20 protein-coding genes are annotated in these 24,727 nt (G+C 68.8%); 5 read left to right on the top strand and 15 right to left on the bottom strand.

The window, feature by feature from the left end:
* Nucleotide 1: 1 nt before the first annotated feature.
* A complete protein-coding gene (locus tag IPI43_27860) occupies nt 2–3,016 on the top strand; it encodes a TonB-dependent receptor (GenBank protein ID MBK7777884.1) in 3,015 nt (1,004 codons plus the stop codon).
* Nucleotides 3,017–3,051: 35 nt separating this feature from the next.
* Nucleotides 3,052–3,960 (top strand): metallophosphoesterase, encoded by a 909-nt coding sequence (locus tag IPI43_27855; GenBank protein MBK7777883.1) that lies wholly within the window; start codon nt 3,052–3,054, stop codon nt 3,958–3,960.
* Between the two features lie 27 nt (nt 3,961–3,987).
* On the opposite strand, the gene IPI43_27850 is transcribed toward IPI43_27855, so the two are convergent.
* The 11 genes from IPI43_27850 to IPI43_27800 form a co-directional block, all read right to left on the bottom strand.
* The gene (locus tag IPI43_27850; protein ID MBK7777882.1) at nt 3,988–6,129 is read right to left on the bottom strand and encodes a Na(+)/H(+) antiporter subunit D; all 2,142 of its coding nucleotides are present in this window, start codon (nt 6,127–6,129) and stop codon (nt 3,988–3,990) included.
* Entirely contained in the window at nt 6,126–6,449 is a 324-nt protein-coding gene (locus IPI43_27845; GenBank protein ID MBK7777881.1) for a hypothetical protein, read from the bottom strand. The genes IPI43_27850 and IPI43_27845 overlap by 4 nt, the downstream gene beginning before the upstream one ends.
* Nucleotides 6,446–7,960 carry a monovalent cation/H+ antiporter subunit D family protein gene (locus tag IPI43_27840; protein MBK7777880.1) on the bottom strand — a complete coding sequence of 505 codons (1,515 nt, stop codon included), beginning with the start codon at nt 7,958–7,960 and terminating at the stop codon, nt 6,446–6,448. Before IPI43_27840 ends, IPI43_27845 begins: the two co-directional genes overlap by 4 nt.
* Entirely contained in the window at nt 7,957–9,429 is a 1,473-nt protein-coding gene (locus IPI43_27835; GenBank protein MBK7777879.1) for a monovalent cation/H+ antiporter subunit D family protein, read from the bottom strand. The genes IPI43_27840 and IPI43_27835 overlap by 4 nt, the downstream gene beginning before the upstream one ends.
* Entirely contained in the window at nt 9,429–9,860 is a 432-nt protein-coding gene (locus IPI43_27830; GenBank protein MBK7777878.1) for a cation:proton antiporter subunit C, read from the bottom strand. The genes IPI43_27835 and IPI43_27830 overlap by 1 nt, the downstream gene beginning before the upstream one ends.
* Nucleotides 9,857–10,987 (bottom strand): DUF4040 domain-containing protein, encoded by a 1,131-nt coding sequence (locus IPI43_27825; protein MBK7777877.1) that lies wholly within the window; start codon nt 10,985–10,987, stop codon nt 9,857–9,859. Before IPI43_27825 ends, IPI43_27830 begins: the two co-directional genes overlap by 4 nt.
* Complete coding sequence (locus IPI43_27820) at nt 10,987–11,349, bottom strand: monovalent cation/H(+) antiporter subunit G (protein ID MBK7777876.1); 363 nt, start codon at nt 11,347–11,349, stop codon at nt 10,987–10,989. Before IPI43_27820 ends, IPI43_27825 begins: the two co-directional genes overlap by 1 nt.
* Nucleotides 11,349–11,609 (bottom strand): pH regulation protein F, encoded by a 261-nt coding sequence (locus IPI43_27815; protein MBK7777875.1) that lies wholly within the window; start codon nt 11,607–11,609, stop codon nt 11,349–11,351. Before IPI43_27815 ends, IPI43_27820 begins: the two co-directional genes overlap by 1 nt.
* A gap of 8 nt (nt 11,610–11,617) precedes the next feature.
* The gene (locus IPI43_27810) at nt 11,618–12,094 is read right to left on the bottom strand and encodes a Na+/H+ antiporter subunit E (GenBank protein ID MBK7777874.1); all 477 of its coding nucleotides are present in this window, start codon (nt 12,092–12,094) and stop codon (nt 11,618–11,620) included.
* Nucleotides 12,095–12,177: 83 nt separating this feature from the next.
* The gene (locus IPI43_27805; GenBank protein ID MBK7777873.1) at nt 12,178–13,704 is read right to left on the bottom strand and encodes an FMN-binding glutamate synthase family protein; all 1,527 of its coding nucleotides are present in this window, start codon (nt 13,702–13,704) and stop codon (nt 12,178–12,180) included.
* Nucleotides 13,705–13,737: 33 nt separating this feature from the next.
* Entirely contained in the window at nt 13,738–14,697 is a 960-nt protein-coding gene (locus tag IPI43_27800) for an ADP-ribosylglycohydrolase family protein (protein MBK7777872.1), read from the bottom strand.
* Between the two features lie 162 nt (nt 14,698–14,859).
* On the opposite strand from IPI43_27800, the gene IPI43_27795 reads away from it, so the two are divergent.
* From IPI43_27795 to IPI43_27785, 3 genes are read left to right on the top strand one after another with little or no spacing between them, the layout of a single operon-like run.
* Nucleotides 14,860–16,071, top strand: a complete 1,212-nt coding sequence (locus IPI43_27795) for a hypothetical protein (GenBank protein ID MBK7777871.1) — start codon at nt 14,860–14,862, stop codon at nt 16,069–16,071.
* On the top strand, nt 16,068–16,760 hold the full coding sequence (locus IPI43_27790) for a DUF1471 domain-containing protein (GenBank protein ID MBK7777870.1): 693 nt from the start codon (nt 16,068–16,070) through the stop codon (nt 16,758–16,760). The genes IPI43_27795 and IPI43_27790 overlap by 4 nt, the downstream gene beginning before the upstream one ends.
* Nucleotides 16,757–17,353 (top strand): TlpA family protein disulfide reductase, encoded by a 597-nt coding sequence (locus IPI43_27785; GenBank protein MBK7777869.1) that lies wholly within the window; start codon nt 16,757–16,759, stop codon nt 17,351–17,353. The genes IPI43_27790 and IPI43_27785 overlap by 4 nt, the downstream gene beginning before the upstream one ends.
* A gap of 174 nt (nt 17,354–17,527) precedes the next feature.
* On the opposite strand, the gene IPI43_27780 is transcribed toward IPI43_27785, so the two are convergent.
* Genes IPI43_27780 through IPI43_27765 form a run of 4 tightly spaced genes read right to left on the bottom strand, consistent with a single transcriptional unit; the run spans nt 17,528 to nt 24,416 of the window.
* Nucleotides 17,528–18,196, bottom strand: coding sequence for a hypothetical protein (locus tag IPI43_27780; protein ID MBK7777868.1), 669 nt, complete (start codon nt 18,194–18,196; stop codon nt 17,528–17,530).
* A 26-nt stretch (nt 18,197–18,222) separates the two neighbouring features.
* Nucleotides 18,223–21,846 (bottom strand): efflux RND transporter permease subunit, encoded by a 3,624-nt coding sequence (locus IPI43_27775; GenBank protein MBK7777867.1) that lies wholly within the window; start codon nt 21,844–21,846, stop codon nt 18,223–18,225.
* Nucleotides 21,847–21,858: 12 nt separating this feature from the next.
* Entirely contained in the window at nt 21,859–23,001 is a 1,143-nt protein-coding gene (locus tag IPI43_27770) for an efflux RND transporter periplasmic adaptor subunit (protein ID MBK7777866.1), read from the bottom strand.
* Nucleotides 23,001–24,416 (bottom strand): efflux transporter outer membrane subunit, encoded by a 1,416-nt coding sequence (locus tag IPI43_27765; protein MBK7777865.1) that lies wholly within the window; start codon nt 24,414–24,416, stop codon nt 23,001–23,003. The genes IPI43_27770 and IPI43_27765 overlap by 1 nt, the downstream gene beginning before the upstream one ends.
* Between the last annotated feature and the right edge of the window lie 311 nt (nt 24,417–24,727).

The raw sequence follows: 24,727 nt of genomic DNA, 5'->3' as shown, positions 1-24,727 counted from the left end.
CATGGAGGGGCATCGCGCGCGCAGCGGCCGCACGGCGCGCCGCGCACTCGGTCTCGCCCTGCGTGCCACCCTCTTGGGGGCGCTCGCCCTCGCGCCCAGCGTGGTCCCCGAAGTGGCCCAGGCCGATGGCACCGCCGACGAGGCCGACCTCCAGTTCCGCCTGGGCAACGAGGCCTATCGCGCGGGCAACTTCCTCGAGGCGCTCGAGCACTACCTGGCGTCCAACCGCCTGGTGCCCAACCAGAACGTGGTCTTCAACATCGCGCGCGCGTACCAGCGGCTGGCCATGTACCCGGAGGCGTATCGCTACTACGCCACCGCCTTGGCCACCGAGACCGACACCGAAGCGCGCACACGCATCACCGCCGCGCTCACGGAACTGGCCACCCAGGTGGCGCTGATCGACGTGGAGTCCGCCCCCGCGGGCGCCACGGTCTTCGTGGACCGCATCGACCTGGGCTCGATTGGCACGGCCCCGCTCACCATCGCGCTGCCTGCCGGGACGTACCGCATCATCACGCGCCTGCCGGGTCATCACGACGCCACCAGCGAGCCGCTGAGCGTGGCGGTGGGTCAGCGCAGCAGCGTGCGCCTGGCGCTCACGCGCGTGGTCGGCACGCTGGTGGTCCGGGGCCACGAAGGCGCCGAGCTGCGCGTGGACTCGGAGGACGGGGATGCGGCCTGCACGCTGCCCTGCTCGCTGCCCGTGGCGCCTGGTCCCCACGTCATCCACGTGCGCGCGGCCGGCCACCAACCCTTGGCGCGCGCGGTGGCCGTTACCGAAGCCGAGACCACGCGCGCGAACATCACGCTCGTGGCGGAGACTGGCTCGGTGGTGGTGCGCGCCGATGTGGAAGGGGCGCTGGTGCAGATCGATGGCGTGGCGGTGGGCTTCACGCCGCTCGTGGCCGCGGGCATCGCGGTGGGCACGCGGCACGTGCGCGTCAGCGCGCGCGGCTACGAGCCCGAGGAAGCCAACGTGGAGGTCACGCGCGAGCGCCAGGTGGAGCTCACCAGCCTGCGCATGCGCACCCTGCACGAGGTGAGCGCCGCGTCGCGCGAGGTGGAGACCATCGAGGACGCGCCCGCGTCCGTGTCGGTCATCTCCACCGCCGAGCTCGAGGCCTTTCGCTACCCCACGCTGGTGGAGGCGCTGCGTGGACAGCGCGGCTTCGCGCTCACCTCCGACAGCACGTACTCCAACGCGGGCGTGCGCGGCATCGGCCAGCCCAACGACTACAACAGCCGCCTGCGCGTGCTGCAAGACGGCGCCACGCTCAACGAGAACATCCTGCAGCAGGCGTTCATCGGCTATGACGGCCGCGTGGACCTCGGCGACGTGGAGCGCATCGAGATCGTGCGCGGCGCAGGCTCCGTGCTCTACGGCACGGGCGCCGTCTCGGGCGTCATCAACCTGGTGCCGCTCTCCCATGAGCTGCCCACGTCGGCGCGCTTCGACCTGTCCCTCGCGGACGGCAACGTGGGGCGCGCCCGCGGGGCCTTCAACGTGCACCTGAGCGACAAGGCGGGCGTGCGTGGCTCCGTGGCGGTGGCCCGCTCGGGCGGGCGCGACGAGGTGTTGTACTTCGACCTGGACGGCGACGGCACGGTGGACGCAAACCGCGCCGAGGGCGTGGAGCAGTTCCAGGCCGTCACGGGGTCCGTGCGCGCGTGGGCCGGTCCGCTGGTGGTGCAGGGCTTCTTCACGGCCCGCACCGTCGCCATCCCCACCGGCACGTTCGACACGATTTACAACCGGCTCGAGAACAGCTTCGACGACCACCTGGGGCTCCTGGAGGTGCGCTACGAGCCACGGCTCTCGGAGCGCGTGGAGCTCCGCACGCGCGTGTACGCGGGCTACAACTACTTCCACTTGGACTTCGTGTACGAGGGTGAGGACGAAGCCAGCATGACGGCCTTCGAGCAGCCCTACACCGAGACCTACCGCGGGTTCTGGGCCGGCGGCGAGGCGCGCGTGGTGGCCCAGCTGCACCCCACGCTGCGGCTCTCGGCGGGTGCCGAGGCAGCGCACCACCCCATCGTGACCATGCGGGTCTCGGACCAGAACCTGGACGGCTCACGCAACCTGGTGCTGGACGAGGATCGAAACTTCAGCACCATCGCGGGCTATGCGCTGGCCGACTGGGAGCCTGCGCAGGCCGTGAGCGTCTCCCTCGGGGGTCGCGTGGACGCGTGGCTGTTGCCGGCGCCCTCCGAGAGCTTCGTCTCATTCAATCCACGCCTCGCGGTGATCCTGCGCCCCAGCGCGAACGACACCGTCAAGCTCATCGCGGGCCGTGCGTTCCGGGCTCCCAGCACCTACGAGCAGTTCTATCAGGACGGGGGACGCACCTCGCTCGGGAGCACGTGCTGCGGCGAGGCGCTGCGCCCCGAGACACTCTACGCGGGCGAGGTGGAGTACACGCACCGCTTCGACGACGAGTGGTCGCTGCTGCTGTCGGGTCACCTCCAGTACGCGCAGGACTTCATCGAGACGTTGCCCGTGCCAGCGGCGAACGACCCCGAGATGCTGGGCCTGACCTACAGCGCCAACAGCTCCACGGACCAGCGCAACCTGGGCGCCGACGTGGAGGTGCGCCGCGAGCTGCGCGATGGCTGGATGTTCTCGGCCATGCTCGGCACGCTGTCGGCGCGCTACCTCGAGGCGCCCCTTGCCGAGGGGGCCACGGCCAACCGCGACGTCCCGAACGCGCCCTACCTGTTCGGCTCGGCGCGGGCCATCTTCCCCGTGCTGGACCGGCTCCTGCGCGGCGCGCTGCGGCTCAGCCTCGAGGCACCGCGGCGCGTGGACCTCAGCACCAACGACACCACGGGGTGGGCGGTCATCGCCGACGTGGTGGTGACCGGCAGCGTGGATGACCTGGGCATCCACTACGCGGTAGGGGTCTACAATCTCTTCGACTGGGAGTACCAGGTCCCGGTCTCGGCCTTCCCGTCGCCCACCATGCCCCAGCGCGGCCGCCGCTTCATGGCCTCGCTCAGCCTCGAGCTCTGACGCCGCACATAGCGGCCCAACGGTTGATCCCTCGCATGCTGCTCCCTCCCGCCTCCTCCGACGCGTTCACCATCGCGGTCTTGCCCGACACGCAGATCTACCCGGACCACTATCCGGAGCTCTTCCTCGAGCAGACCCAGTTCCTGCGCAGCCACGCGCGCCAGCTGGGCATCGCGGCCGTGGTGCACGTGGGCGACGTGACCAACCGCAACCACCCGGACGAGTGGGAGGTGGCGCGGCGCGCGTTCGCGGAGATCGACGCGGCCAGCCTGCCGCTGGTGGTGGTGACCGGGAACCACGACCTGGGCCCGAAGGGTGCCGCGAACAGCCGCGTGACCGGCCTCGACGACATTCGCCGGCCGCAGGCCGCGCACAACGCACTCGGGTTCCTGGGCACGTACGACGCGAGCGTGGCCAACAGCGCCTATGCCATCAACACCACCATGGGGACCGTGCTGGTGGTGGGGCTCGAATTCGCACCGCGCCCGGAGGCGGTGGCGTGGGCGAAGCAGCTGCTGGCCGACACGCCGCACAGCCTCGCGCTGGTGGCCACGCACGCGCTCACCTATCACGACGACACGCTCTACGACCGGACGCGTCGCGGCCAGGAGTGGTGCCCCAGCGCCTACAGCCTGGGCAAGCAGGGCGGGCTCGACGGCGAGCAGGTCTTCCGCGAGCTGAGCTCCGTGGGCAACGTGCAGGTGTTCGTGTCCGGTCACGTGCTCGCCCGGGGCATCGGGCGGGTCACGCGGAAGAATCACCTGGGGCGCCCGTGCCACGCGCTGCTGGCCAACTACCAGCACCGCGAGCGCGGCGGCGACGGCTACATGCGCCTGCTGGAGTTCGACCCGGCGGCCAACCACGTGCGCGTGTGCAGCTACTCCCCCGCCATCGACGCCATGCGCTGCGCCGACGCGGAGGAGCGCATCGACCTGCCGCTCTGAGCGAGGGCGGGCCGCTGCCCTGCGGCGCTACTCGGAGCCGCGCCGGCTGGGCGCATAGCGCGCTCGCAGCGACGCGGTCCCGTCCACGCAGCCGTCGCGATGGGCCAGCACGCGCGCCGCGGCCGCCTCGGCGTCGGTGAACGCCCGTTCGAGGCGCTGCAGGTCCGCCGCGGATGTCTCCTCCGTGGGCGCGCCGATGGTCCGGATGAGCGCGTTCTGGATGTCGGCCTCGAGCAGCGCGCCGTACATCTCGGCGCACGCGTCGCGCACGGTCACCAGCGTCTCGCCGCGCAGGGGCAGCGCGCGCAGCACCTCCACGCGCTCCATGCGGGCCTCGAAGGCCTGCTCGGGCACGCCCTCGAGCGCCGTCACGCGGTCCAGCAGCAGGCGCGCGTCGTTGGCCTCGCTGTCGTCTCCGCCGCAGCCTGCGGTGGACGTCACCAACAGCAGCCCGAACAACACCAGCGCCGCGTAGAGCGTGGTGGTGCCGGCCGTCCAGGGCTCTCCCAGCCGCCCACGCGGCGGCTCGTGCTCGAGGCGCAGGCGGCCGAGCGCTCTGTCGCGCACGCGCAGCACGCGCGCCCAGGTCCCCTCGCGCACCCAGCCGGCAAGCGCGTAGCTCTCGCGCACGAAGCGCTTCAGCACCACCCGGTAGACGTAGTCGGTGTCCAGGTTGGTGCCCGGCAGCTCCGCCGGGTAGACGCGCAGCTTGAGCAGCGTGATGAACGCCAGCCCCGCGAAGAACAGCAACTGCAGCATGGTGAGCACGTGCGTGGCCTCGTAGGCGTCGTAGCGCGCCGCGGCCTCGGGGAACGGCAGCAGCGCATAGAGCGCGGCGGGGTACACGCCGATGCCGATGCACAGCGCCGCCGCGATGCCCATGGCCAGCAGCATGTGCCGCGGGGCCTCCTGCACCTTCCAGCCCTGGTCGTGCGCGAAGAACGTGAAGAAGGGGATCTTGATGCCCGAGTGGTCGCACACGCCGGCCGACGCGAACAGCAGCACGCCGAAGATGACCAGCAGGTGCGCGTCGCCCACCGCCGTGATGATCATGGACTTGGTGACGAACCCGCTGAGCCCTGGGAAGGCCGAGATGGCCAGCGCGCCCACCACGCAGAAGGCCGTGGTGATGGGCATGGACTTGTGCAGGCCGCCCAGCTCGGACGCCTTGATGGTGCCCGTGCGGTACAGCACCGCGCCCATGCTCATGAGCAGCAGGCCCTTGTAGAGGATGTGCGCGAAGGCGTGCGCGGCGGCCCCGTTGATGGCCAGCTCGGTGCCGATGCCCACGCCCACCACCATGTAGCCCAGCTGGTTGTTCAGCGAGTAGGCCAGCACGCGCCGCAGGTCGTTCTCGATGACGGCGAAGAAGATGGGGAAGGCCGTCATGGCCGCGCCGATGGGGATCAGGATGTCGGTGCCGGCGAAGCCCCGCGCCAGCGCGTAGATGGCCAGCTTGGTGGTGAAAGACGCCAGCACCACGGTGCCGCTGACGCTGGCCTCGGGATAGGCGTCCTGCATCCAGTTGTGCAGCAGCGGGAACGCGGCCTTGATGCCGAAGGCCAGGAAGATGAGGAGCGCGCCGGGCGTCTCCTCGAGGTCCATGCGCCCGAAGTGCAGCGAGCGCGTGGCCTCGTAGAAGATGAGCGTGCCGGCCAGCAGCAGCACGCCCGAGCCCACCTGGATGAGCAGGTAGCGCATGGCCACGCGGAAGACGCGCTCACGGCGCGCGGGCTCGTCGAGGCCTCTCGCCAGGATGAGGAACACCGAGCTGAGCGCCGTGATCTCCCAGAAGAGGAAGAGCGTGAGCAGGTCGCCCGCGAACGTGGCGCCGATGGCCGCCCCCGCATAGACCAGGGTGGCCACGTGCTCGAGCGGGCGCTTCACGTGGAAGGCGTAGAGGCAGCACAAGAACGCCGCGATGTGGAAGATGACCCCGAACACTCGGCTGAGGGCGTCCACCCGCACCAGCTCGAGCGTGTAGCCGAACAGCGTGGCCGTGCTCTGGTGCCCGAGCGAGAACAGCGCGAAGTGCGCCGCGCTGAGCAACGGCAGGGCCAGCACGTACACATTGCGGAACCGCTCGGCGCGGCCGCGGAAGAGCGGCACGAACAGCGCGCCCAAGATCAGGAGGGCGCCCGGAAACAGCTGGGTGAGGGCACCGCTCATGGCCGCTCCTCCCGGTCGTCGTAGTAGCGCTCGGGCCGCATCACCAGCGCGCGCAGGACCTTCGCCGAGAGCACCAGCCCCACGTAGGAAGCGAAGCCGATGGCCCCGTAGACACCGATGTAGCCCTCGAAGCCGAAGTGCGTGTGGCGGTGCCCATAGAGGCTGAACGCGACGTCGGCCAACACCAGCAGCGCACACACCAAGACGACGGCGCGCTGGATGTTCACCGCGTTGCGCTCGAGGACGCTGGGCGCGAGCGGCTCACGGGCGCGTGCCACGAGCTCGCCGTTCTCGTCATGGTCGTGGTGCTCGTTGCTCATCGGCCCACCAACGGTCGAAGCAGCGCGACGATGTGCTGCGAGTAGAAGAAGAGGAGCACGCAGCCGAGCGCGGTCAGACACAAGGGCACCAGCATGAGCGGGTGCGCCTCGCCGTGATCGTGGGGCTGCACGTTGCCGTGCTCGATGTCCTGCTCCGTATCCGGGTCTGCTGCGTGCGGATGCGGCGCGGGGGGCTCGAAGAAGAACGCGCGGATGGGGATGGGCAGCAAGTAGCTGATGCCCAGCAGGGAGCTGACCATGAGCACCCCCACCAGCAGCGGCGACTGCTCGGCCGCGCCCAGCGCCAAGAGCCACTTGCTCCACGAGCCGGCGGTGGGCGGCAGGCCGATGATGGACAGCGCGCCGATGAAGAACGCGGCCATGGTCCAGGGCATCTTACGGCCGAGCCCGTCCAGCTGGCTGACCTCGGTCTTGTGGGCCGTGACGATGATGGCGCCCGCGCAGAAGAAGAGCGTGATCTTGCCGAGCGCGTGCGTGGCGATGTGCAGGCCGCCGCCCAGGATGGCGTCGGGCGTGACCATGGCGGCACCCAGCACGATGTACGCCAGCTGGCTGATGGTGGAGTACGCGAGGCGCGCCTTGAGGTTGTCCTGGCGGAGCGCGATGAGCGACGCGAGCAGGATGGTCATGGCGGCAACACCCATGAGCCAGTCCGACGAGCCGGTCTCGCGCAGCAGGTCCAGCCCGAACACGTAGACCACGATCTTGAGGATGGCGAAGACGCCCGCCTTCACCACGGCCACCGCATGCAAGAGCGCGCTCACGGGCGTGGGCGCCACCATGGCGGCGGGCAGCCAGCGGTGCAGCGGCATGAGGGCCGCCTTGCCGCAGCCGTAGACGAAGAGCCCCAACAGCAGGGGCAGCGCGGCGGTGGACACCTTGCCGCGCAGGATGCCGCCCGGCACGAAATCGAGCGTGCCCGCCGCGCTGTACGTGAACGCGATGGCCAGCAGCAGGAAGCACACCGAGGTGCCCATCAGGATGCCCAGGTAGATGCGCCCCGCGCGCTGCGCCTCGGGCGTCTGGTGATGTGTGACCAGCGGGAACGTGGCCAGCGTGAGCAGCTCGTAGAACAGGAAGAGCGTGGCCAGGTTGCCCGCGAACGCGATGCCCAGCGCGGCGAAGATGGAGAGCGCGAAGCACACGAAGAAGCGCGTCTGGTTCTCTTCGTGGTGCTCGCGCAGGTACCCGGCGGCGTACACGCTGGTGATGGGCCAGAGCCCGGCCGCGACCAGCGCGTAGAGCAGGCCGAGCGGCTCCACGCGGAAGAAGAGCGGCACCCCCGGCAGCGTGGCGCGCAGCAGCTCCCACTCGGGGAGGCGACCCGACACCACGGCGGGGTACAGCAGCGCGACCGCCAGCAGCGTGGCCACGCCCACCACCCCGGTGACCGCCTCGCGCACGTTGGGGCGCTGTCCGGTCAGGGCCACCAGGAGTGCCCCCAGCAGCGGCAGCCCGAGCGCCACGCCCAGCACGATGGTGGGGTTCATGGCGCGCCTCCGAAGAGCGACGCGGCCGCCGTGGCCACGTAGTCGGACGGCACCTCGGACCACAGCCCGAGCGCCACGCTCACCGCCACCATGCCGAGCGCGGGCACCCAAGCGCCCCAGTCCGGGCGCTCACGCAGCAGGGGCGGCGCGTCGGCTCGCGGCGCGCGGAAGTACAGGATCTCGACCACGCGGAAGACGTAGACCACCGCCAGCATGGAGCTCACCAGGATCAAGAACGCCAGCAGCGGGTGACCGTCGGCGAAGGCGGCCTGCAGCAGCGCCCACTTGCTGACGAACCCCGCCGTGCCCGGCACACCGATGAGGCCCAGGCCCCCGATGACGAACGCGAGCGACAGCAAGGGGAAGCGGCGCCCGAGCCCGGCGAAGCTCTCGAGGCGGTCGTCGCCCACCTGCGCAATGAACGACGCGGCCACCAGGAAGAGCGCCGTCTTGGTGACGGCGTGCGCGCCCAGGTGCAGCAGCCCGGCCTCGAGCCCCTGCGCGGTGCCCAGCGAGAGCGCCAGCGTGAGGTAGCCCACCTGCCCGATGGACGAGTAGGCCAGCAGCCGGCGCAGGCTGGGCTGGAAGATGGCCGCCGTGGATCCGGCGAACATGGCCAGCACGGAGAGCGGCATGAGCAGGGCGCCGAAGTGCAGCGTGTCGAACACGTAGGCCACGCCGAAGAACGACACCACCACGCGCACCAGCTGGAAGTACATGACCTTGGTGGCCGTGCCCGCCAGGAAGGAGGACACGGCGTGCGGGGCCTCCGAGTAGGCGCCCGGCAGCCACTGGTGCAGCGGGAAGACCGCGAGCTTGATGCAGAGGCCCACGGTGAGGAACGCGAACGCCACGTGCACCGTGCGCAGCTGGCCCACGTCGCGGATGCGCGCGGCCACCTCGGCTGCGTTCAGCGTGCCGGTCATCTGGTACATGAGCCCGATGCCGATGAGCACGAAGGTGCCGCCCAGCGTGCCGAGGAACAGGTAGTTGAGCGCCGCCGTGAGAGCGCGCCGCTTACGACCCAGGGCCACCAGCGTGTAGGTGGCGAGCGACGTGATCTCGAGGAAGACGAACACGTTGAACGCGTCGCCCGTGACCACCATGCCCATGAGGCCGGCCACGCACATGAGGAACAGGGCGTAGAAGAAGACCTCGCGGCCCTCTAGCTCCTCGCGCGTGCCACGCGTGCCGAGGCTGATGGCCACGGTGGCGAGGGTGCTCACGATGACGGCCACGTAGGCGCCCGCGTAGTCGATGCGCAGCTCGATGCCGATGGCCGGTCGCCAGCCGCCGAGCGGGTAGCTGACCGCCGAGTCGAGGGTGAGCGCCAGCGTCCACGCGCAGAGGGCGCTGACGATGCAGGCCGCCGTGGCGATGACGCGGCTGGCCAGCGGGTGCTTGATGAAGACCACGATGGGCGCCGAGAGCAACGGCACCAGCACCATCAAGATGGGGAGGTGCGCCATCACGGGGCAGCGCGCTCCGCCTCGGGGGGCACGGCCGTCTCGCGCGCTCGCGCCTCTTCCACCTCGCGGCGGTCGAGCTCGGCCACCACGTCTTCTTCGGTGGACCCGTAGGCCTCGCGGATGCGCACCACCAGGGAGAGGCCCACCGCCATGGTGGCCACGCCCACCACGATGGCGGTGAGCATGAGCACGTGCGGCACCGGGTTGGTGTAGAGCACGAAGGGCCGGGGCACGCCGTCGTCGAGGATGTAGATGGGCGCCGTCCCGCCGGTGATGCGGCCCATGGACACGTAGAGCATGATGACCGACACCTGGAACAGGCTCAGGCCCATGAGCTTCTTCACGTAGTTGGGCTTCGCGATGACGATGTAGAGGCCCAGCATCATGAGCGCGACGACCACCACGTAGTGCCACACGGGGAGCAGGCTCATGACGTGCCCTCCTGGGCCGGGAGCGCGCGCTCTTCCGGCAGCTCGGGCACGTCTTCGGGGGCGAGACCCACGGGCACCGGCTGCTCACCGGGCTCGAGCACCGCGCAGGGCGTGGTGGTGCGCGGCCGCGTGGCGAACGTGGTGTAGATGGTGATCATGACCGCGCTCACCGTGATGCCCACCCCCAGCTCCACCATGAAGATGCCGTAGTGGTGCCCGTGCGAGGGGTGCTCGGGGGTGAAGGCGCCATAGGCCAGGAACTCGCCCCCCATGAGCATGGCCACCACGCCCACGCCGCCGTAGATCATGGGCCCCACCGGGATGATGCGCTCGAGGCGCTGCGGCGGAACCAGGCGCGTGAGCTCCTTGGGCCCGAACACCAGCCCGAACAGGATGAAGGCCGTGGCCAGGATGACGCCCGCCTGGAAGCCCCCGCCCGGCCCGAAGTCGCCGTGCGCCTGCACGTAGAACGCGAAGAGCACGATGTAGGGCAGCATGACCTTGGCGACCGTGCGCACCACCGGCATCTCGCGCACCTGGGCGTGGCGCTCGGCGCTCAGCACCGAGGGGCGCTCGTCACGCTCGGCCTGCGCCACGGCGGCCGCGGCGCGCGTGTGGCCCAGCAGCAGGATGACGCTGATGCCGGCCACGAAGACCACCCCGAGCTCGCCGAAGGTGTCCGCGCCGCGGTAGCTCGCCAAGATGGAGGTGACCATGTTGGGCAGCCCGATCTCGTCCCACGCGCGGTCGATGTAGTAGCGCGACAGCGGCTGATGGACGGCGGCGTTGGCGTCGCCGAAGGCCGGCATGTCGAGCGTGCCGTAGATGAGCGCCCCGCCCGTGAGCAGCACCACGATGAGCGCCGGCCACGACACCTTCGACTCGCGGCGCTCGGTGTCCTCGGTGAGCGAGAGCGTGGCCAGCATGAGCACGGTGGACACGCCCGCGCCGACGGCGGCCTCGGTGAAGGCCACGTCCACGGCCTCCATCACCGTGAAGAGGCCCGCGCTGACCAGGCTGAAGATGCCCGTGAGCATGGTGGCCGCAAACAGGTTGCGCTGCCGCCCCACGAGCAGGGCCGTGGTGAACAGCAGGCCGAAGAGCACCATGGTGATGGCCGTCTCCATCAGCGGGGCTCCTCGGGCGGTGGCTCCTCGGGCGCGGGCGGCGGCACGGTCCAGTCCCGCTCGGGCACGTTCTCGATGCGCACGCCCTTCGAGAACGCGGCCTTGGCCAGCGAGTGCGTGGAGACCGCGCTCGAGATCCACAGGAACGCCACCAGCACGAAGAGCTTCACGGCCACCAGCGGGTCCGCGAAGAACATGAGCCCGAAGAGCAGCGCCCCGGCGCCCGCGCTGTCAGTCAGGCCGGAGCCGTGGCAGCGCGTGTAGAAGTCGGGCAGGCGCACCACGCCGATGCCGCCGATCACGCAGAAGACGGCGCCCACCACCACGAAGAAGGCCCCGATGCCGTGGAGGATGTCCGTCATCACGGGTCCTCCATGAACGAGCCGTACTTCGAGAAGCGCAGCACCGCGAGGACGCCCACGAAGTTGCAGAGGCCGTAGACCATGGCGAGGTCCAGCCACTCGGGGCGCCCGAAGAGGAAGCCCGTGACCGCGATGAGCAGCACCGTCTGCGTGCCGAACAGGTTGAGCGCCAGGATGCGGTCGTAGGTGGTAGGCCCGCGCGCCGCGCGAAACAGCGCGAGCACCATGGTGAACAGGATGGCAGCGGCCGCGAAGGCCATGACCGACGTCACGCGCGCCCCTCCACCCAAGAGATCTTGCGGTCGATGTCGCCGCTGCCGTCTTGCGACGCGCCCGCCTCGGTGAGGGCGTGCACCAGGATGGTGCCGTCCCGCACGTCGAGAGAGATGGTGCCCGGCGTGATGGTGATGGTGTTGGCGTGGATGGCCAGACCCACCGACGTGCGCTGGCTGGCCCGCACCCGCAGCAGTTGCGGCTCGATGCGCAGCCGGGGCGAGAGGATGATGCGCGCCACCTGAAAGTTGGCCACCACGATCTCACGCAGCAGCCAGGGCATGTAGGCCAGCACCCGGAGGGTGAACTCGTAGGGCGCACCCTCTTCGTCCATGAACCCGAGGTAGCGGGTGATGGCCACGGTCCCTGCCACCGACAGCACGCCGCACACGATGACGAGCGGCTCGAAGTGCCACGAGAGCAGCACCCACATGACGCTGAAGACGGCCACGGCGACGACGGTTCGGAGCATGCGAAGCGGCGGGACGATAGCACCTTTCCCGACACGTGCTCACAGCCCGGCGGCAGGCGCCCCGGCGCCGCAGGACCGCACGCTCAGGCGAGCGAGCGCATGACCTCGCGAATGGCCTCGCGCTCCTGGTCCTCGGGCAGGCCCCAGCGGGGGTCGTAGCCGAAGACTTCGCGCGCGGGGCGCGTGGCAAACCCATCCACGATGTCGAAGTGATCGAGGGGCACCACGCCGGGGTGCGCCTCGCCGCACGCATGGGCCAGCGCCAGCGTCTCTTTGCGCAGCGTCATGATGTAGTTCGCAAGGCGCGCCGACTTGAGCGTGGGGTCGAGCCCCTTCACCAGCCAGGGCTTCTGCGTGGCGACACCCGTGGGGCAGTGGCCGGTGTGGCACTCCTGGGCCTGGATGCAGCCGATGGCCAGCATGGCCTCGCGCGCCACGCTGACCAGGTCGCAGCCGAGGGCCATGGAGAACAGCACCTGCTGCGGGAACCCCAGCCTGCCGGTGCCGATGAAGACCACCTTCTCGTGCATGCCGCGCTCCGCCATGGCGCGGTACACGCTGGTGAAGCCCAGCTTGAACGGCAGCGACACGTGGTCGCTGAAGACCAGCGGCGCCGCCCCCGTGCCGCCCTCGCCGCCGTCGATGCTGATGAAGTCCGGCGCGCGACCCGTGGTCTCCATCTGCTTGGCCAGCTCGTGCCAGAAGCCCATCTGCCCCACGGCGGACTTGATGCCCACCGGCAGGCCGCTCGCGTCGGCCAGCCGCTCGATGAAGTCGAGCATGGAGGACACATCGGAGAACGCGCCATGCGACGCGGGGCTGATGCAGTCCTTGCCCATGGGCACGTGGCGAATGGCCGAGATCTCGGGGGTGATCTTGGCGGCGGGCAGCACGCCGCCCAGGCCGGGCTTGGCGCCCTGGCTGAGCTTGATCTCGATGCCCTTCACCGGCGCGCTGGCCACGTTCTCGAGGAAGCGCTCCATGGAGAAGTTGCCCTTCTCGTCGCGGCAGCCGTAGTAGCCCGTGCCCAGCTGCCAGAGCAGGTCGCCGCCCTTGCGGTGATAGGGCGAGATGCCGCCCTCGCCCGTGTTCTGCCAGGCCCCCGCGATGGCCACGCCCCGGTTGATGGACTCGATGGCCGCGCCGCTAAGCGAGCCATAGCTCATGGCCGAGGTGTTCACGATGGACGGCGGCCGGAAGGCGTGCTTGCGGTTGCGGTAGCCGCCCAGGATCTTGGCGCAGGGCACGCGGTACTTCGGGTCGTAGCCGGGCTGGCCCTTCACCGGCGAGGTGATGGGGAACGTGGACTGCCGGATGATCAGGTACCCCGAGGTCTGCTCGAGCTCGTTGTCCGTGCCGAAGCCGAAGTAGTTGTTCTCCACCTTCGCGGACGCATATACCCAGCGGCGCTGGTCGCGAGTGAACGGGCGCTCCTCGTCGTTGCCGGTGACGATGTACTGGCGCAGCGGGCCGCCAAGGGCCTCGAACCAGTAGCGAAAGCGCCCGACGATGGGGAAGTTCGCGATGATGGTGTTGCTGCGCTGACGCCGATCGTAGATCGCCACCAAGGACAGCAGGCCGATCGGGACCAAGAACCAGAGAGCCCACATGCAGCCGAGGTTATCCGTCGCTCGCCGGCCTGTCTACGCTTTCGCCGACTCCGCGACCGGGGCCTCGAAGCCAGGCGGCAGCGGCTCGCGCGCGGCGCGCATGGACGCGGGGATGCCCTCGATGCCCACGCGGCACGCGACGATGCCACCCACGATGGCGCACGTGGTGTCGCGGTCGCCGAGCGCGCTCACCGTCTCCCACAGCGCCTCCTCGTAGTCGTCGGGGTGACGGCAGACCAGCCAGCAGCAGAGCGGCACGGTGTCACCCGCGGTGATGCCCGAGCCGTTGCCCAGGCGCTGCGCGGCCAACGCCACGCTGCGCTCGCCCAGCGTCTGGCGCGCCTCCTCGATGCCCTCGCGCACGTAGGTGCCCGGGGTCACGCTCAGCACGTGGGCCATGAAGGCCGCCGGGTCGAAGGGCTGCTCGCGCGTCTGACACGCAAAGCTGGCCGCCGCGGCGATGGCCACGGTCCCGGCGATGCCCTCGGGGTGTGCGTGGGTGATCTCCGCGCTGCGCTCGGCCTCCGCACGGCAACGCGCAGCGTCATCACAAAAGAACGCTCCCAGTGGCGCCACCCGCATGGCAGCCCCGTTGCCGAACGACCCTACGCCACGAAAGAGGGCCCGGCTCACGTCGCGCCAGCGCTCGCCCACCTTGAGGCGCTCCAGCAGGCGCTGCGCGCCGGGGCCGTAGCCGCGCATGGGATCGAAGCGCTGGACGAAGCTCTTGGCGAGCGCGTCCTGGTCGATGGTGCCGTGCTCGCGCAGCACCTCCACCAGGGACAGCGCCATCTGCGTGTCATCGGTGTAGCGCCACGGGGAGGCCGGAACGGCCCGCTCGTCGATGGCCGTGTGGAGCGCCCCGTGCGGCATGAAGAAGCGCTCGCCAAAGGCGTCGCCCACCGAGAGACCCAGCAGCGAGACGAGCGCGCGTTCGAGAGCCTGGCTCACGCGGACGCGCAACGAGCGCGGTGGAGTGCGTTCATGCCCCATGAGGATGGGGCCCCATCGGAAGGGCTGTCAACCAAGCCCCCCGGGCTGGGCAGATGGGGGTTCGGCAGGCCTCGAAAGTGCGAACGGCCTTGACCTTCGCTGGAGTGGGCCAACACTCCGGCCCGATCGGCCAGGGTCTCCCCACCGACCCACAGGAGCCCCATGACACGCAACCTCACCGCGGCCACCGTCGCCTTTGCCCTGCTCGGCATGTTCTTCGCCAGCTACGCGACGCTCGACTTCGCGAACCATCTGGACCGCCAGGTCCACAACATCCACTGCTCGTTCCTGCCCGGTGTGCAAGCCGCCGCCTCCGACAGCGAAGGCTGCCAAGTCACGCTGATGAGCCGCTACTCGTCAGTGCTGCGCACGAAGGTCTGGGGCGGCATCCCGGTGTCCCTGCCCGGCATGGCGCTCTTCGCGTTCCTCGGCTTCTGGGGCTCGTACCTGCTGGCCAGCAAGCGCCACACCGAGCGCAACGCCGCGTACTTCACGCTGCTGGCGTGGACCGTGCCGCTCATCACCAGCTGCGTCATGGGCTACCTGGCGCTGGTGGAGCTGGACGCGGCCTGCAAGCTCTGCATCGGCATCTACACGTCGAGCACGCTCGGCTTCCTGACGGCCATCGGCCTGGTCTGGGCGGCACACAAGCAGCCCGTCGCACCCGACGCCGACCCGAGCTTCCGCCGCGAGATGCTGGCCATCCCGGTGGGCCTGCTGTTCATCGCGCTGCCCATCGCGGGCTACGTGGCCTCCATGCCGGACTACTCGGAGTTCGCGGGCGGCTGCGGCGAGCTGCGCAACCCGCAGATCCCCAACGACCTACTGGTCTCGCTGGGCGGCTCGGCCACCGGGCGCCCCACCATCGAGGTGCTGGATCCGCTCTGCCCCTCCTGTCGCGGCCTCGAGGGCCGGCTCGAGGCCAGCGGGCTCGACGCGCAGCTCAGCCGCAAGGCGCTGCTCTTCCCGCTCGACAACGCGTGCAACTGGATGGTGAGCAGCTCGCTGCACCCGGGCGCCTGCGCCGTCTCCGAGGCCATGCTGTGCGAGCCGAGCCAGGCCAACGCCATCTTGGACTGGGCCTTCGAGAACCAGCCAGCCATCACGGCCGCCGAGCGCGCCACCGAGGGCAGCGCGGCGCGCATGGTGACCGAGCAGTTCCCCGACACGCGCGGCTGCGTGGGCTCCGCCCGCATCGGCCAGCGCCTCAACCGCGGCCTGCGCTGGGCGGTGAGCAACCAGATCCCGGTGCTCACCCCGCAGCTGTTCGTGGACGGCCGCAAGGTGTGTAACGAAGACACGGACCTCGGGCTCGAGTACACGCTCAGCCGCATGCTGGAGACGCCCGCCGTGGCGCAAGGAGGTGCCCGATGAAGACCCCCATCCTGCTGCTGCTGGCGGCTGTGTTCCTGGGCACGGCCACCGCCCTGCCCGCCTTCTGGGTGAAGCAGTCCGGCGACCGCATGGTGGCCCTGGCCGCCACCCCCGCGCCGCCCACCGCGGCCGTGGCCGAGGCCGCCAACGCCGCCTACTGCACGCCCGAGCTCAAGGCCGTGCTGCGCCGCGTGCTGCAGAGCTGCGGCCTGCTCGAGGCCGGCGGCGTGCGCGGCTGTCAGCCCGCCGACGCGCGCCAGGTGGCGAGCCTCGCGGGCGACGACTTCAACGCGCTGTTCATGCCCATGGCCCAGCGCGCGGGCGTCATCCAGTTCGAGCAGAACGAGGGCACGCTGGACGCCGCCGACCAGGCGCTGGTGGACCGCATCTTCGCGGACCAGCAGGGCGCCAGCTACTTCTTCGTGGTGTCGCGCTCGTCGCCCGAGGGCAGCGTCCGCTACAACCGCGAGCTGAGCGAGGCGCGCGCCAACGCCGTGCTCGCGCACCTGCGCGCCAACTACCAGGACCCCGACCTCGACCGCGAGGTGGGCCTGCTGTGGCTCGGTGAAGAGTTCGCGCAGCTCGATGAGCAGTTCTGCTCGTGGCAGCGCTCGGGTGGCGAGGGCGAGTGCCGCACCTCGGACCTGAACCGCAGCGCCTTCATCGCCTGGATCGACTGCCAGCTATGACCCGCCGCGCCCTCTCCCTGCCCTTTGCGCTCTTGGTGCTGAGCTGCGGTGGTGAGCCCGCCGCCGATGCCCCGCCCCCCTCGCGCTTCGAGTCCGTGACCACCGCGCAGGGCGACATCGACGCCGTGCTGCGCGACGTGTGCGACGTGGCGCATGCCCCGGACAACGCGCCCGCTTGGTCGTGGCCCAACGCCACCGAGCTGCCCGCCCCGAACCCGGACAAGTGGACCTGGGTCAACGTGTGGGCCACCTGGTGCCGGCCGTGCCTGGAAGAGATGCCCGTGCTGCAGCGCTCGCTCGCCGACGGTCCGGTCGCGCTGCGCTTCTTGTCGGCCGACACCACGGATGAAGCGGTGACCACGTTCCGCAGCGCACACTCGTTCACGGCGGCTTCGCCACGCCTCACCGACCCCACGGAGCTGCCGCGCGTGCTGGCGGCCGCTGGGTATCAGGGTGCCGGCTCGTTGCCCGTGCACGTGCTGGTGGATCCGGGCGGACACGTCCGCTGCGTGCGCGCGGGCTTGGTGGAGGCTCGCCACGTGGAGCGCATCTTGGGGGCGTTGGGCGGCCAGGTGGCTCCGACGATTCGCTGATCCAAAGAAGCCCCAAGCCCACGCAGACGTCGCCGTCCGTAGACGTGCTCGTACGTGCCCTTGCTCGTGGCCGACGAGCGACGGTGACGCTCTCCACGACGACCCGCTAGCGAACCTGAATTCCAGGCACTCCATGGATGCCGCCGAGCGCGGGCACCCAACGCCAGTGAGCCGTCAGATCGTCAGCGGGTCGTCGCTGATGGTCAACGAGCCCCCGCGCAGAGGACGCAAGACCAAGCACCTCGCGCCGCCTTCCTGGCCCTCGCTCCGCATGAAGTCAGGGACCTGCTCCCATGCGGCAACGCCCAGAACCGAGACCTCTTCCCCGCGCTCGAGGACGCCCTCCTCGTAGTGGAGCGACCTCTTCATCCTGAGGATGTTCTCGCTCGGCGTCCCGTGCACCTTCAGGAATGCCTCGGCCCGCTCGGCGTGGTCGCCGAGTGACCCCGACCGGACGTGTCCATCGCGCACGAGGATGAGGTGGGCACCCGAAGCCACCACGAGCGCCCTTCCGGTGTCGTCCTCGACAACGAACGCGACAGCGTTGTCTTTCGCGATGATCGTGTCCCAGTTCGCCTTGGCGCCCGACTGCGTGCGCTCCTTCACTTCGACCACATAGGCGACGCAGCGCCGACCCGTGAGCGGTCCTTCGAGCTCGGCTTGTTCCGCGAGCACCAAGCGTCCGGTGATCTTCACCAAGGCTCCCTCTTGGGCTTTGGCGATGGGTGTCGACGCCACGCTCCTCAGGCGCCGCTTGCCCACGTGGTCTGCCGAGAACCACCAGACGCCAAGGCCGACGCCCGCGAGGACGAGGAATACGATCGTGAGAAGGAGGGCTTCCATGGGTGGTCCGTCCTGGCGAGAGCCAGCTACGCCTCCTCGGTTCCGTCAACCTCTACCGGCACCGGCTCCACCACGGGCGCTGGCGGCGACGGCTCCTCCACTGGTGCGACCGGCACCGCCTCCTCCATCACGACCTCCGGCGAGAGTTCGACGACGGGATCCTCGTCGATGGCGTCTTCGAAGGTGAAGGGAGTGTCTTCGGACGGCTCGCTGAGCGGCGTGTCCACCTCGTCGCGCAGCAGCTTCCTCCCGTCGGAGATCCGCGCGAACAGGTAGTAGAGGCCGGGGATGACGATCACGCCGACCACCGTGCCCAAGAGCATCCCGCCAACCCCCGCGACGCCGATGGTCCGGTTTCCGATGGCGCCGGCGCCGTGCGAGACCACCAGCGGGACGAGGCCCGCGATGAAGGCGAACGACGTCATCTGGATGGGCCTGAAGCGGAGCTTTCCGGCTTCGATGGCGGCGTCCTCGATCGACGCGCCCTCGTGTCTTCGCTGCACGGCGAACTCCACGATCAGGATCGCGTTCTTCCCGAGTAGACCGACGAGCATGATCATTCCGAGCTGGGCCCACACGTCGTTGGCGAGCCCGACGGCTTGCAGCAAGAAGAACGAACCGAAGATTCCGACCGGCAGCGAGAAGATGACGGCCAGCGGAATGAGGAAGCTCTCGTACTGCGCCACGAGCACCAGGTACACGAACGTGACGACGACCATGAAGATGTAGAGCGCCGCGTTCCCTTGCCTCGACTCGTCCCACGCGAGGCCCTCCCAGCCGACGTCGTACCCGCGCGGCAGCGTCACCTCGGCGACCTCACGCACTGCCTCGATGGCCTGCCCCGTCGAGTAGCCCGCCGCTGGAACCAGCTGGATGGCGGCCGACGGGTATAGGTTGTAGCGGGTGATCTCGTTGAGGCCCTGGCGCCTCTCGATGCGCATGAACGACGAGTACGGCACCATCTCCCCCTCTTCGTTCCGCACGAAGAGGTCATCCAGGTCGTCGGGCATCCGCCGGAACTCGGGCCACGCTTGAACGTAGACCTTGTAGAACTGGTTGAATCGAACGAAGCCCTGCTCGTAGGTGCTGCCGATGAGGATGTTGAGGTTGTTCAGGGCCGCCTCGATCGACACGCCCTTCTGCATGGCCACGTCGTTGTCGATGATCAGCTCGTACTGCGGGTAGTCGGAGGCGTAGAACGTGAACACGCTGCCGACTTCAGGGCGATCGTGCAGGGCCTCCATGAACTCGTTGGTGACGGTCCCGAGGCGCTCGTAGTCCGGCGTGCTCGACTGCGTTTCGTCGAGCACGCGCATGGCGATACCGCCCGCCGCGCCGAAGCCTGGGATGGCGGGCGGCTCGAAAAACTCGAGCTTGATGTCCGTCATCTCGCGAGTCCTCTCCTCCAGCTCTTCGATGATCTCGCTCGCCGTCATCGAGCGCTCGGACCAGTCCTCCAAATTGATGATCAAAGTCCCGGCATTGGAGCCGCGACCCTCCGTCAGGATCTCGTAGCCGGCCACGGAGGTGACCGAGGCGATGCCCTCGACCTGGTGCGCGATGCGCTCCAGCTCTTGCGACTTCTCGTTGGTGTACTCCAGCGTCGAGCCTGGGGGTGTCTGGAGCACCGCGTAGATGATGCCCTGGTCTTCGCCAGGGATGAAACCGCTGGGCAGGAGGGCGCTCTCGCTCACGATGCCGCAGACGAACAACCCGATGACGCCTGCAGTCACCAGACGGCGCGCGACGACGGGCTTGAGCAGGCGGAGCGCATAGAAGTTCGTGACCTTGTCGATGCCGCGGCTGAAAGGGCCCTGCACGAACGGGACGAGGAGCAGCAGGAACCCAATCGGCCCCCACAGCATGTGAGCCAGGTACGTGATGCCGAGCATCGCAGGGGCCCCGAGGAGAACGAACACCAAGATGTCCCGACGGCTCAGCGCCCGAATCTGGTCTCGCAGGCCTGGCTTCGCGTGGTCTCCGTGCTCTCCATGCCCCTCGGGGGAGTGCTCGTGGGGCTTCAGGATCATCGCGCAGAGCACCGGCGTGAGCGTCAGCGCGACGACGCCGGAGAGGACGATCGTCGACGCCATGGTGACGCCGAACTGTCGGTAGAAGACGCCGACGGGCCCCGGAACGAAGCAGACCGGGACGAACACGGCGGTCATCACCAAGGTGATGGCGATGATGGCGCCGCTGATCTCGTGGAGCACCTCCCACGTCGCACGGTAGGGTGACAGGTGCTTCTCGGCCATCTTGGCGTGCACCGCCTCGACCACCACGATGGCGTCGTCGACGACGACGCCGATGGCCAAGACCATGGCGAAGAGCGTGATCAGGTTGATGGAGAAGCCCATCAGCTGCAGCACGAAGAAGCTGCCGATCAGCGACACCGGCACGGCGAGCGTGGGGATGAGCGTGGAGCGGACGTCGCCGAGGAACATGAAGACCACGAGCGACACCAGCAGGAACGCCTCGAGCAAGGTATGGAGCACCTGCTCGATGGACGCGTCCACGAAGCGGGAGACGTCGTACGCGATCTCGTAGTCCATGCCGGGCGGGAACGACTCGCGCAGTTCGTCGAGGGTCGCCTTGACCTCTTCGATGATCTCGGCCGCGTTGGATCCGGGCGCCTGCTTGAGGACGATGGACGCCGTTGGGTGACCATCGACGTCCGAATAGATGTCAAAGAACTCCGAGCCGAGCTCGACCCCCTCGTGCTCATGCGTCACCTGCCCCGGCGCGGCCGCATGGGCCTCGGTGGCATCGGCGCCCGCAGCGGGCTCGTCGTCATCACCATGGTCGTCCCCAACCTGTGTGGTGATGGGTTCCGAGGTCGTGGGCCTGACGCAGATGTCGCGGAGCCGCAGGATCTCGCCGTTGGGCCTGGCCCGGAGGATGATGTTGCCGTACTGCTCCGGCTCGTTGTAGCGACCGACGTACGTGAGAACGTACTCGCGCGACTGCGACACCATGCCAGTGGCCTGACCGAGCCGACCCGGGGAGCCGATGATGCTCTGCTCCGCGATGGCCTCCATGACGTCCTCCACGGAGATATCGTACGCACGCATGCGCTCTGGGTTCAGCCAGATGCGCATCGCGAAGCTCCGGTTACCCAGGTTTCGCGGAATTCCCATGCCCTGAATGCGCTTCAAGACGGGCATGATGTAGACGTTGGCGTAGTTGAAGAGGTCCGTCTGATTCGCGTTCGGGTCCGTGCTGAAGATGTTCAGGTACATCAGCATGCTGGGCACCACCTGACTGACCAGGATGCCCTCGCGCACCACGAGCGGCGGTAAGCGACTCAACATGATGTTGACTCGGTTCTGCACGTTCACGACGTTGATGTTCGGATCCGTCCCCGGCTCGAAGAAGATCGCGATCGTGGCCTCACCGGCGCTCGTGGCGCTCGAGACCATGTAGCGCATGTCCTGCACGCCGTTGATCGACTGCTCGAGCGGCACGAGCACCGAGTCGGTCAGAACGTTGGCGCTGGCACCCGGATACGCGATGGACACGTAGACCGTCGGCGGAGCCACGTCCGGAAACTGGGCGATCGGGAGGCTCGCCATGCCGAGACCGCCGAGAAAGACGATGACGATCGAGAGGACAATCGCCAAGCCTGGACGCTTGAGAATTTTCGTGAACATGGCGGCACCGGCCTATTCGGCGTGTTGTTTCAAGTGGGAAAGGGCTTCGTCCGAGTCGCGGAACTGCGGGCTCTCGATACGCTCACCGTCATGCACTTGGCGCACCCCTTCGAGGACGATGCGGTCGCTGGCCGCGAGCCCTTGGCCAATGACGAAGACGTCGTCCGACTCTTCGGAGACGGCGATCTCGCGCTGATGAACGACGCCATCCGAGTCCACGACGAAGACGTACTGCTTGTCGAGGATGTCGAACACGGCGCGCTGTGGGATGACCAGCACGTCGTGCAGCGTCTCGTTGATCACCAGCGTGCCGGTCTGTCCGTGCCGTAGGAGGCCGGTCGGGTTCGCGAAGTCGGCCCTGAACTGGATGTTGCCGGTCGCGTTGTCGAACGTGGACTCGATGGTGAGGGTCTCGGCAGCCGTCTGATCGAACAATTCGCCATTCGCGAGGCGGAGCTCGATCCGCACCTCGGGGATCCGGAGCGACTGTGGATTCGCGGGATCGGTCGCCTCCGGGATGGCCCGGAAGTGGAGGTAGTCGGCCTCGGGCACGTTGAAGTACACCCACATCATGCTGTTGTCGGAGACCGTGGTGAGCATGTCCCCCGCCTCCACCAAGCTCCCCTCCTGGACGTACTGTCGGTCCATGATTCCGTCGAACGGCGCGATGATGTTGGTGAAGCGAAACTCGGCGTCGGCCAGGTCGTTCTCGGCCCGCGCCCGGTCTCGCTCGGCCTCCGCCATCGCCAGTTCCTGGTCGGAGACAACATGCTGCTCGAACAACTGCCGAGCGTTTCGCAGACGAATCTCTGCGAGGTTGAGCTCGGCCCGGTGGCCATCCAAGCGTGCCCGGTAGACCACCGGAAGGAGCCTGAACATCACCTGGCCTGCCGTCACCGCCTGACCTTCTTGGACCGGGATGGCGCGCAGGTAGCCTTCATCCAAGGCGCGGATTTCGACGTGACGGCGCGCGTGGATCTGGGCGACGTATTCCTCGCTCGTGGGGAAGTCCATCACCGCCGGGCTGGTCAGCACGATGGGGTGATGCGCTTCTTCGTGGTGGCCCTCCGCGTGGCCCGACCCGCATGCGACGCAAGCGATCGAGAGGAAGGACAGAAACAGTGCTCGCGGCGCCGGCCGTGTTTGCCTAGACATCATTCTTCTCCTGCGGCGGTGGTATCCGCGGTCTCTTCGGTGGAACCTGGTGTGGGTCTCCAGCCGCCTCCCAGCGCGCGGTACATCTCCACGCTGGCGCTGAGCTGCAGCCTGCGAATTTCGATCAGCTCGATCTGCGCCTCGAGGGCGTCGCGGCGCGTCGTCAGCACCTCGAGGTAGTCGGCGCGCGCCGAGTTGAACAAGCTGTTGGAGATCTCGACCGACTCGGTCAGCCGCGCCACCTGCTGCTCCTTCAGCTCGAACATGCTGTGCAGGTTGTTGATGCGGCTGAGCGAGGTCATGACCTCCACGAACGCGCCGAGGATGGCCTGCTCGTAGACCAGCACCGCCTGCATCTGCCTCGCGTTCGACGCGTAGTACTGCGCTGTGATGTCGTTCCGGTTGAAGAGCGGCGCGAGGATGTTGGCGAACACGCCGTAGACGATGGAGCCCGGCGAGATGAGCTGTCGGATGTTGAAGGAGCGCAGGCCCACGCCGCCGTCCAGGCGCAGCGCCGGGTAGAAGCGCGCGCGTGCACTCTGGACGTCCAGCGACGCTGCTTCGAGCTGGAGCTCCGCCTGCCGCACGTCGGGGCGGTTCTCCAGCAGCTCCGTCGGAAGCCCTGCGTAGACCGCCATGGGCTCGCGCGTGAGGAAGTCGGCCGAGTTGCGCGGGATGGGCTGCGGGAAGCGCCCCATCAGGAAGTTGAGCCGGTTCTCGCGCTCCACGATCGCCTGGGCGATCTCGAACTGGACGGCCTGGAAGCCCCGCAGCTGCGCCTCGAAGCGGGTCACGGCCAGCATCGTCACGCGCGCGGACTGCAGCTGAAACCGCACCAACTCGAGCGCGCTCTCTTGCAGCGCGATGCTGTTGACGATGACCTCTTGCTGCGCGTCCAGCGCGAGCAACTCGTAGTAGAGGTTGGCGATCTCCGCGACGAGGCGCGTGATCATGAAGTTTCGTCCCTCGACGCTGGCGAGGTAGCGGTGCACGGCCGCGTCGCGCAGGTTGCGTAGCCGGCGCCACACATCGACCTCCCAGGAGGCGAAGAGCCCCACTTGGTAGTCTTGTAGGTCCCTGCGCACTCCCACGTGCTCGTCGCTAGCGCCCTGGCTGCTGTGGGAGCCAACGCGCTCGATGCCAGCGCCGCCACCGATGCCGAGACGCGGGAGGTACTCGCCACGGCGCGCCATGATCTCGCTCTCGGTGACGAGCATCTCCTGAACCATGATGTTCAGCTCTTGGTTGTTCTCGAGCGCGACCTCGATGAGCGCCACCAGCTGCGGGTCCTGGAAGAACTCGTGCCAGTCGACTAGCGCCGAGTTGCTGGTGTCGAGGGCACCCCCGAAGGCGTCGGGGACCTCCGTGTGCGGCGCGCGGGCTGGACCCTGAGGGAGCGCGGGGACGCAGCCCATCACCAGCAGGGCGATGCTCGCGACGGTCCACCGCTGTGAAGCGATGCGGCACGAGCCTTCGGGTTGAGAAGCGCGATGGTCGGGCGCGGGGCGGCGGATGATTTTCTGCAGCATCGTGACTCGAGACAAAGGGAGGCCGCGCCGCGCGTCGGAGAGAGACGCGCGGGTGCCAACGTTCGATTGGGAGGGGTTGCGGGACCCCCAAAGCAACTCCCGGGCCAACCTGAACGGCGGCAGAGTGACGCTCGTTTGCTTCGCTGGGGAGCGCCGCGCGGGTCACTCCGACTCAGCGGGCGGCATCGTGTGTCAGG

It is taken from the genome of Sandaracinaceae bacterium (assembly GCA_016706685.1).
Lineage (GTDB): Bacteria > Myxococcota_A > Polyangia > Polyangiales > Houyiibacteriaceae > JADJJE01.
This window is presented reverse-complemented; position numbering and strand designations above follow the sequence as displayed.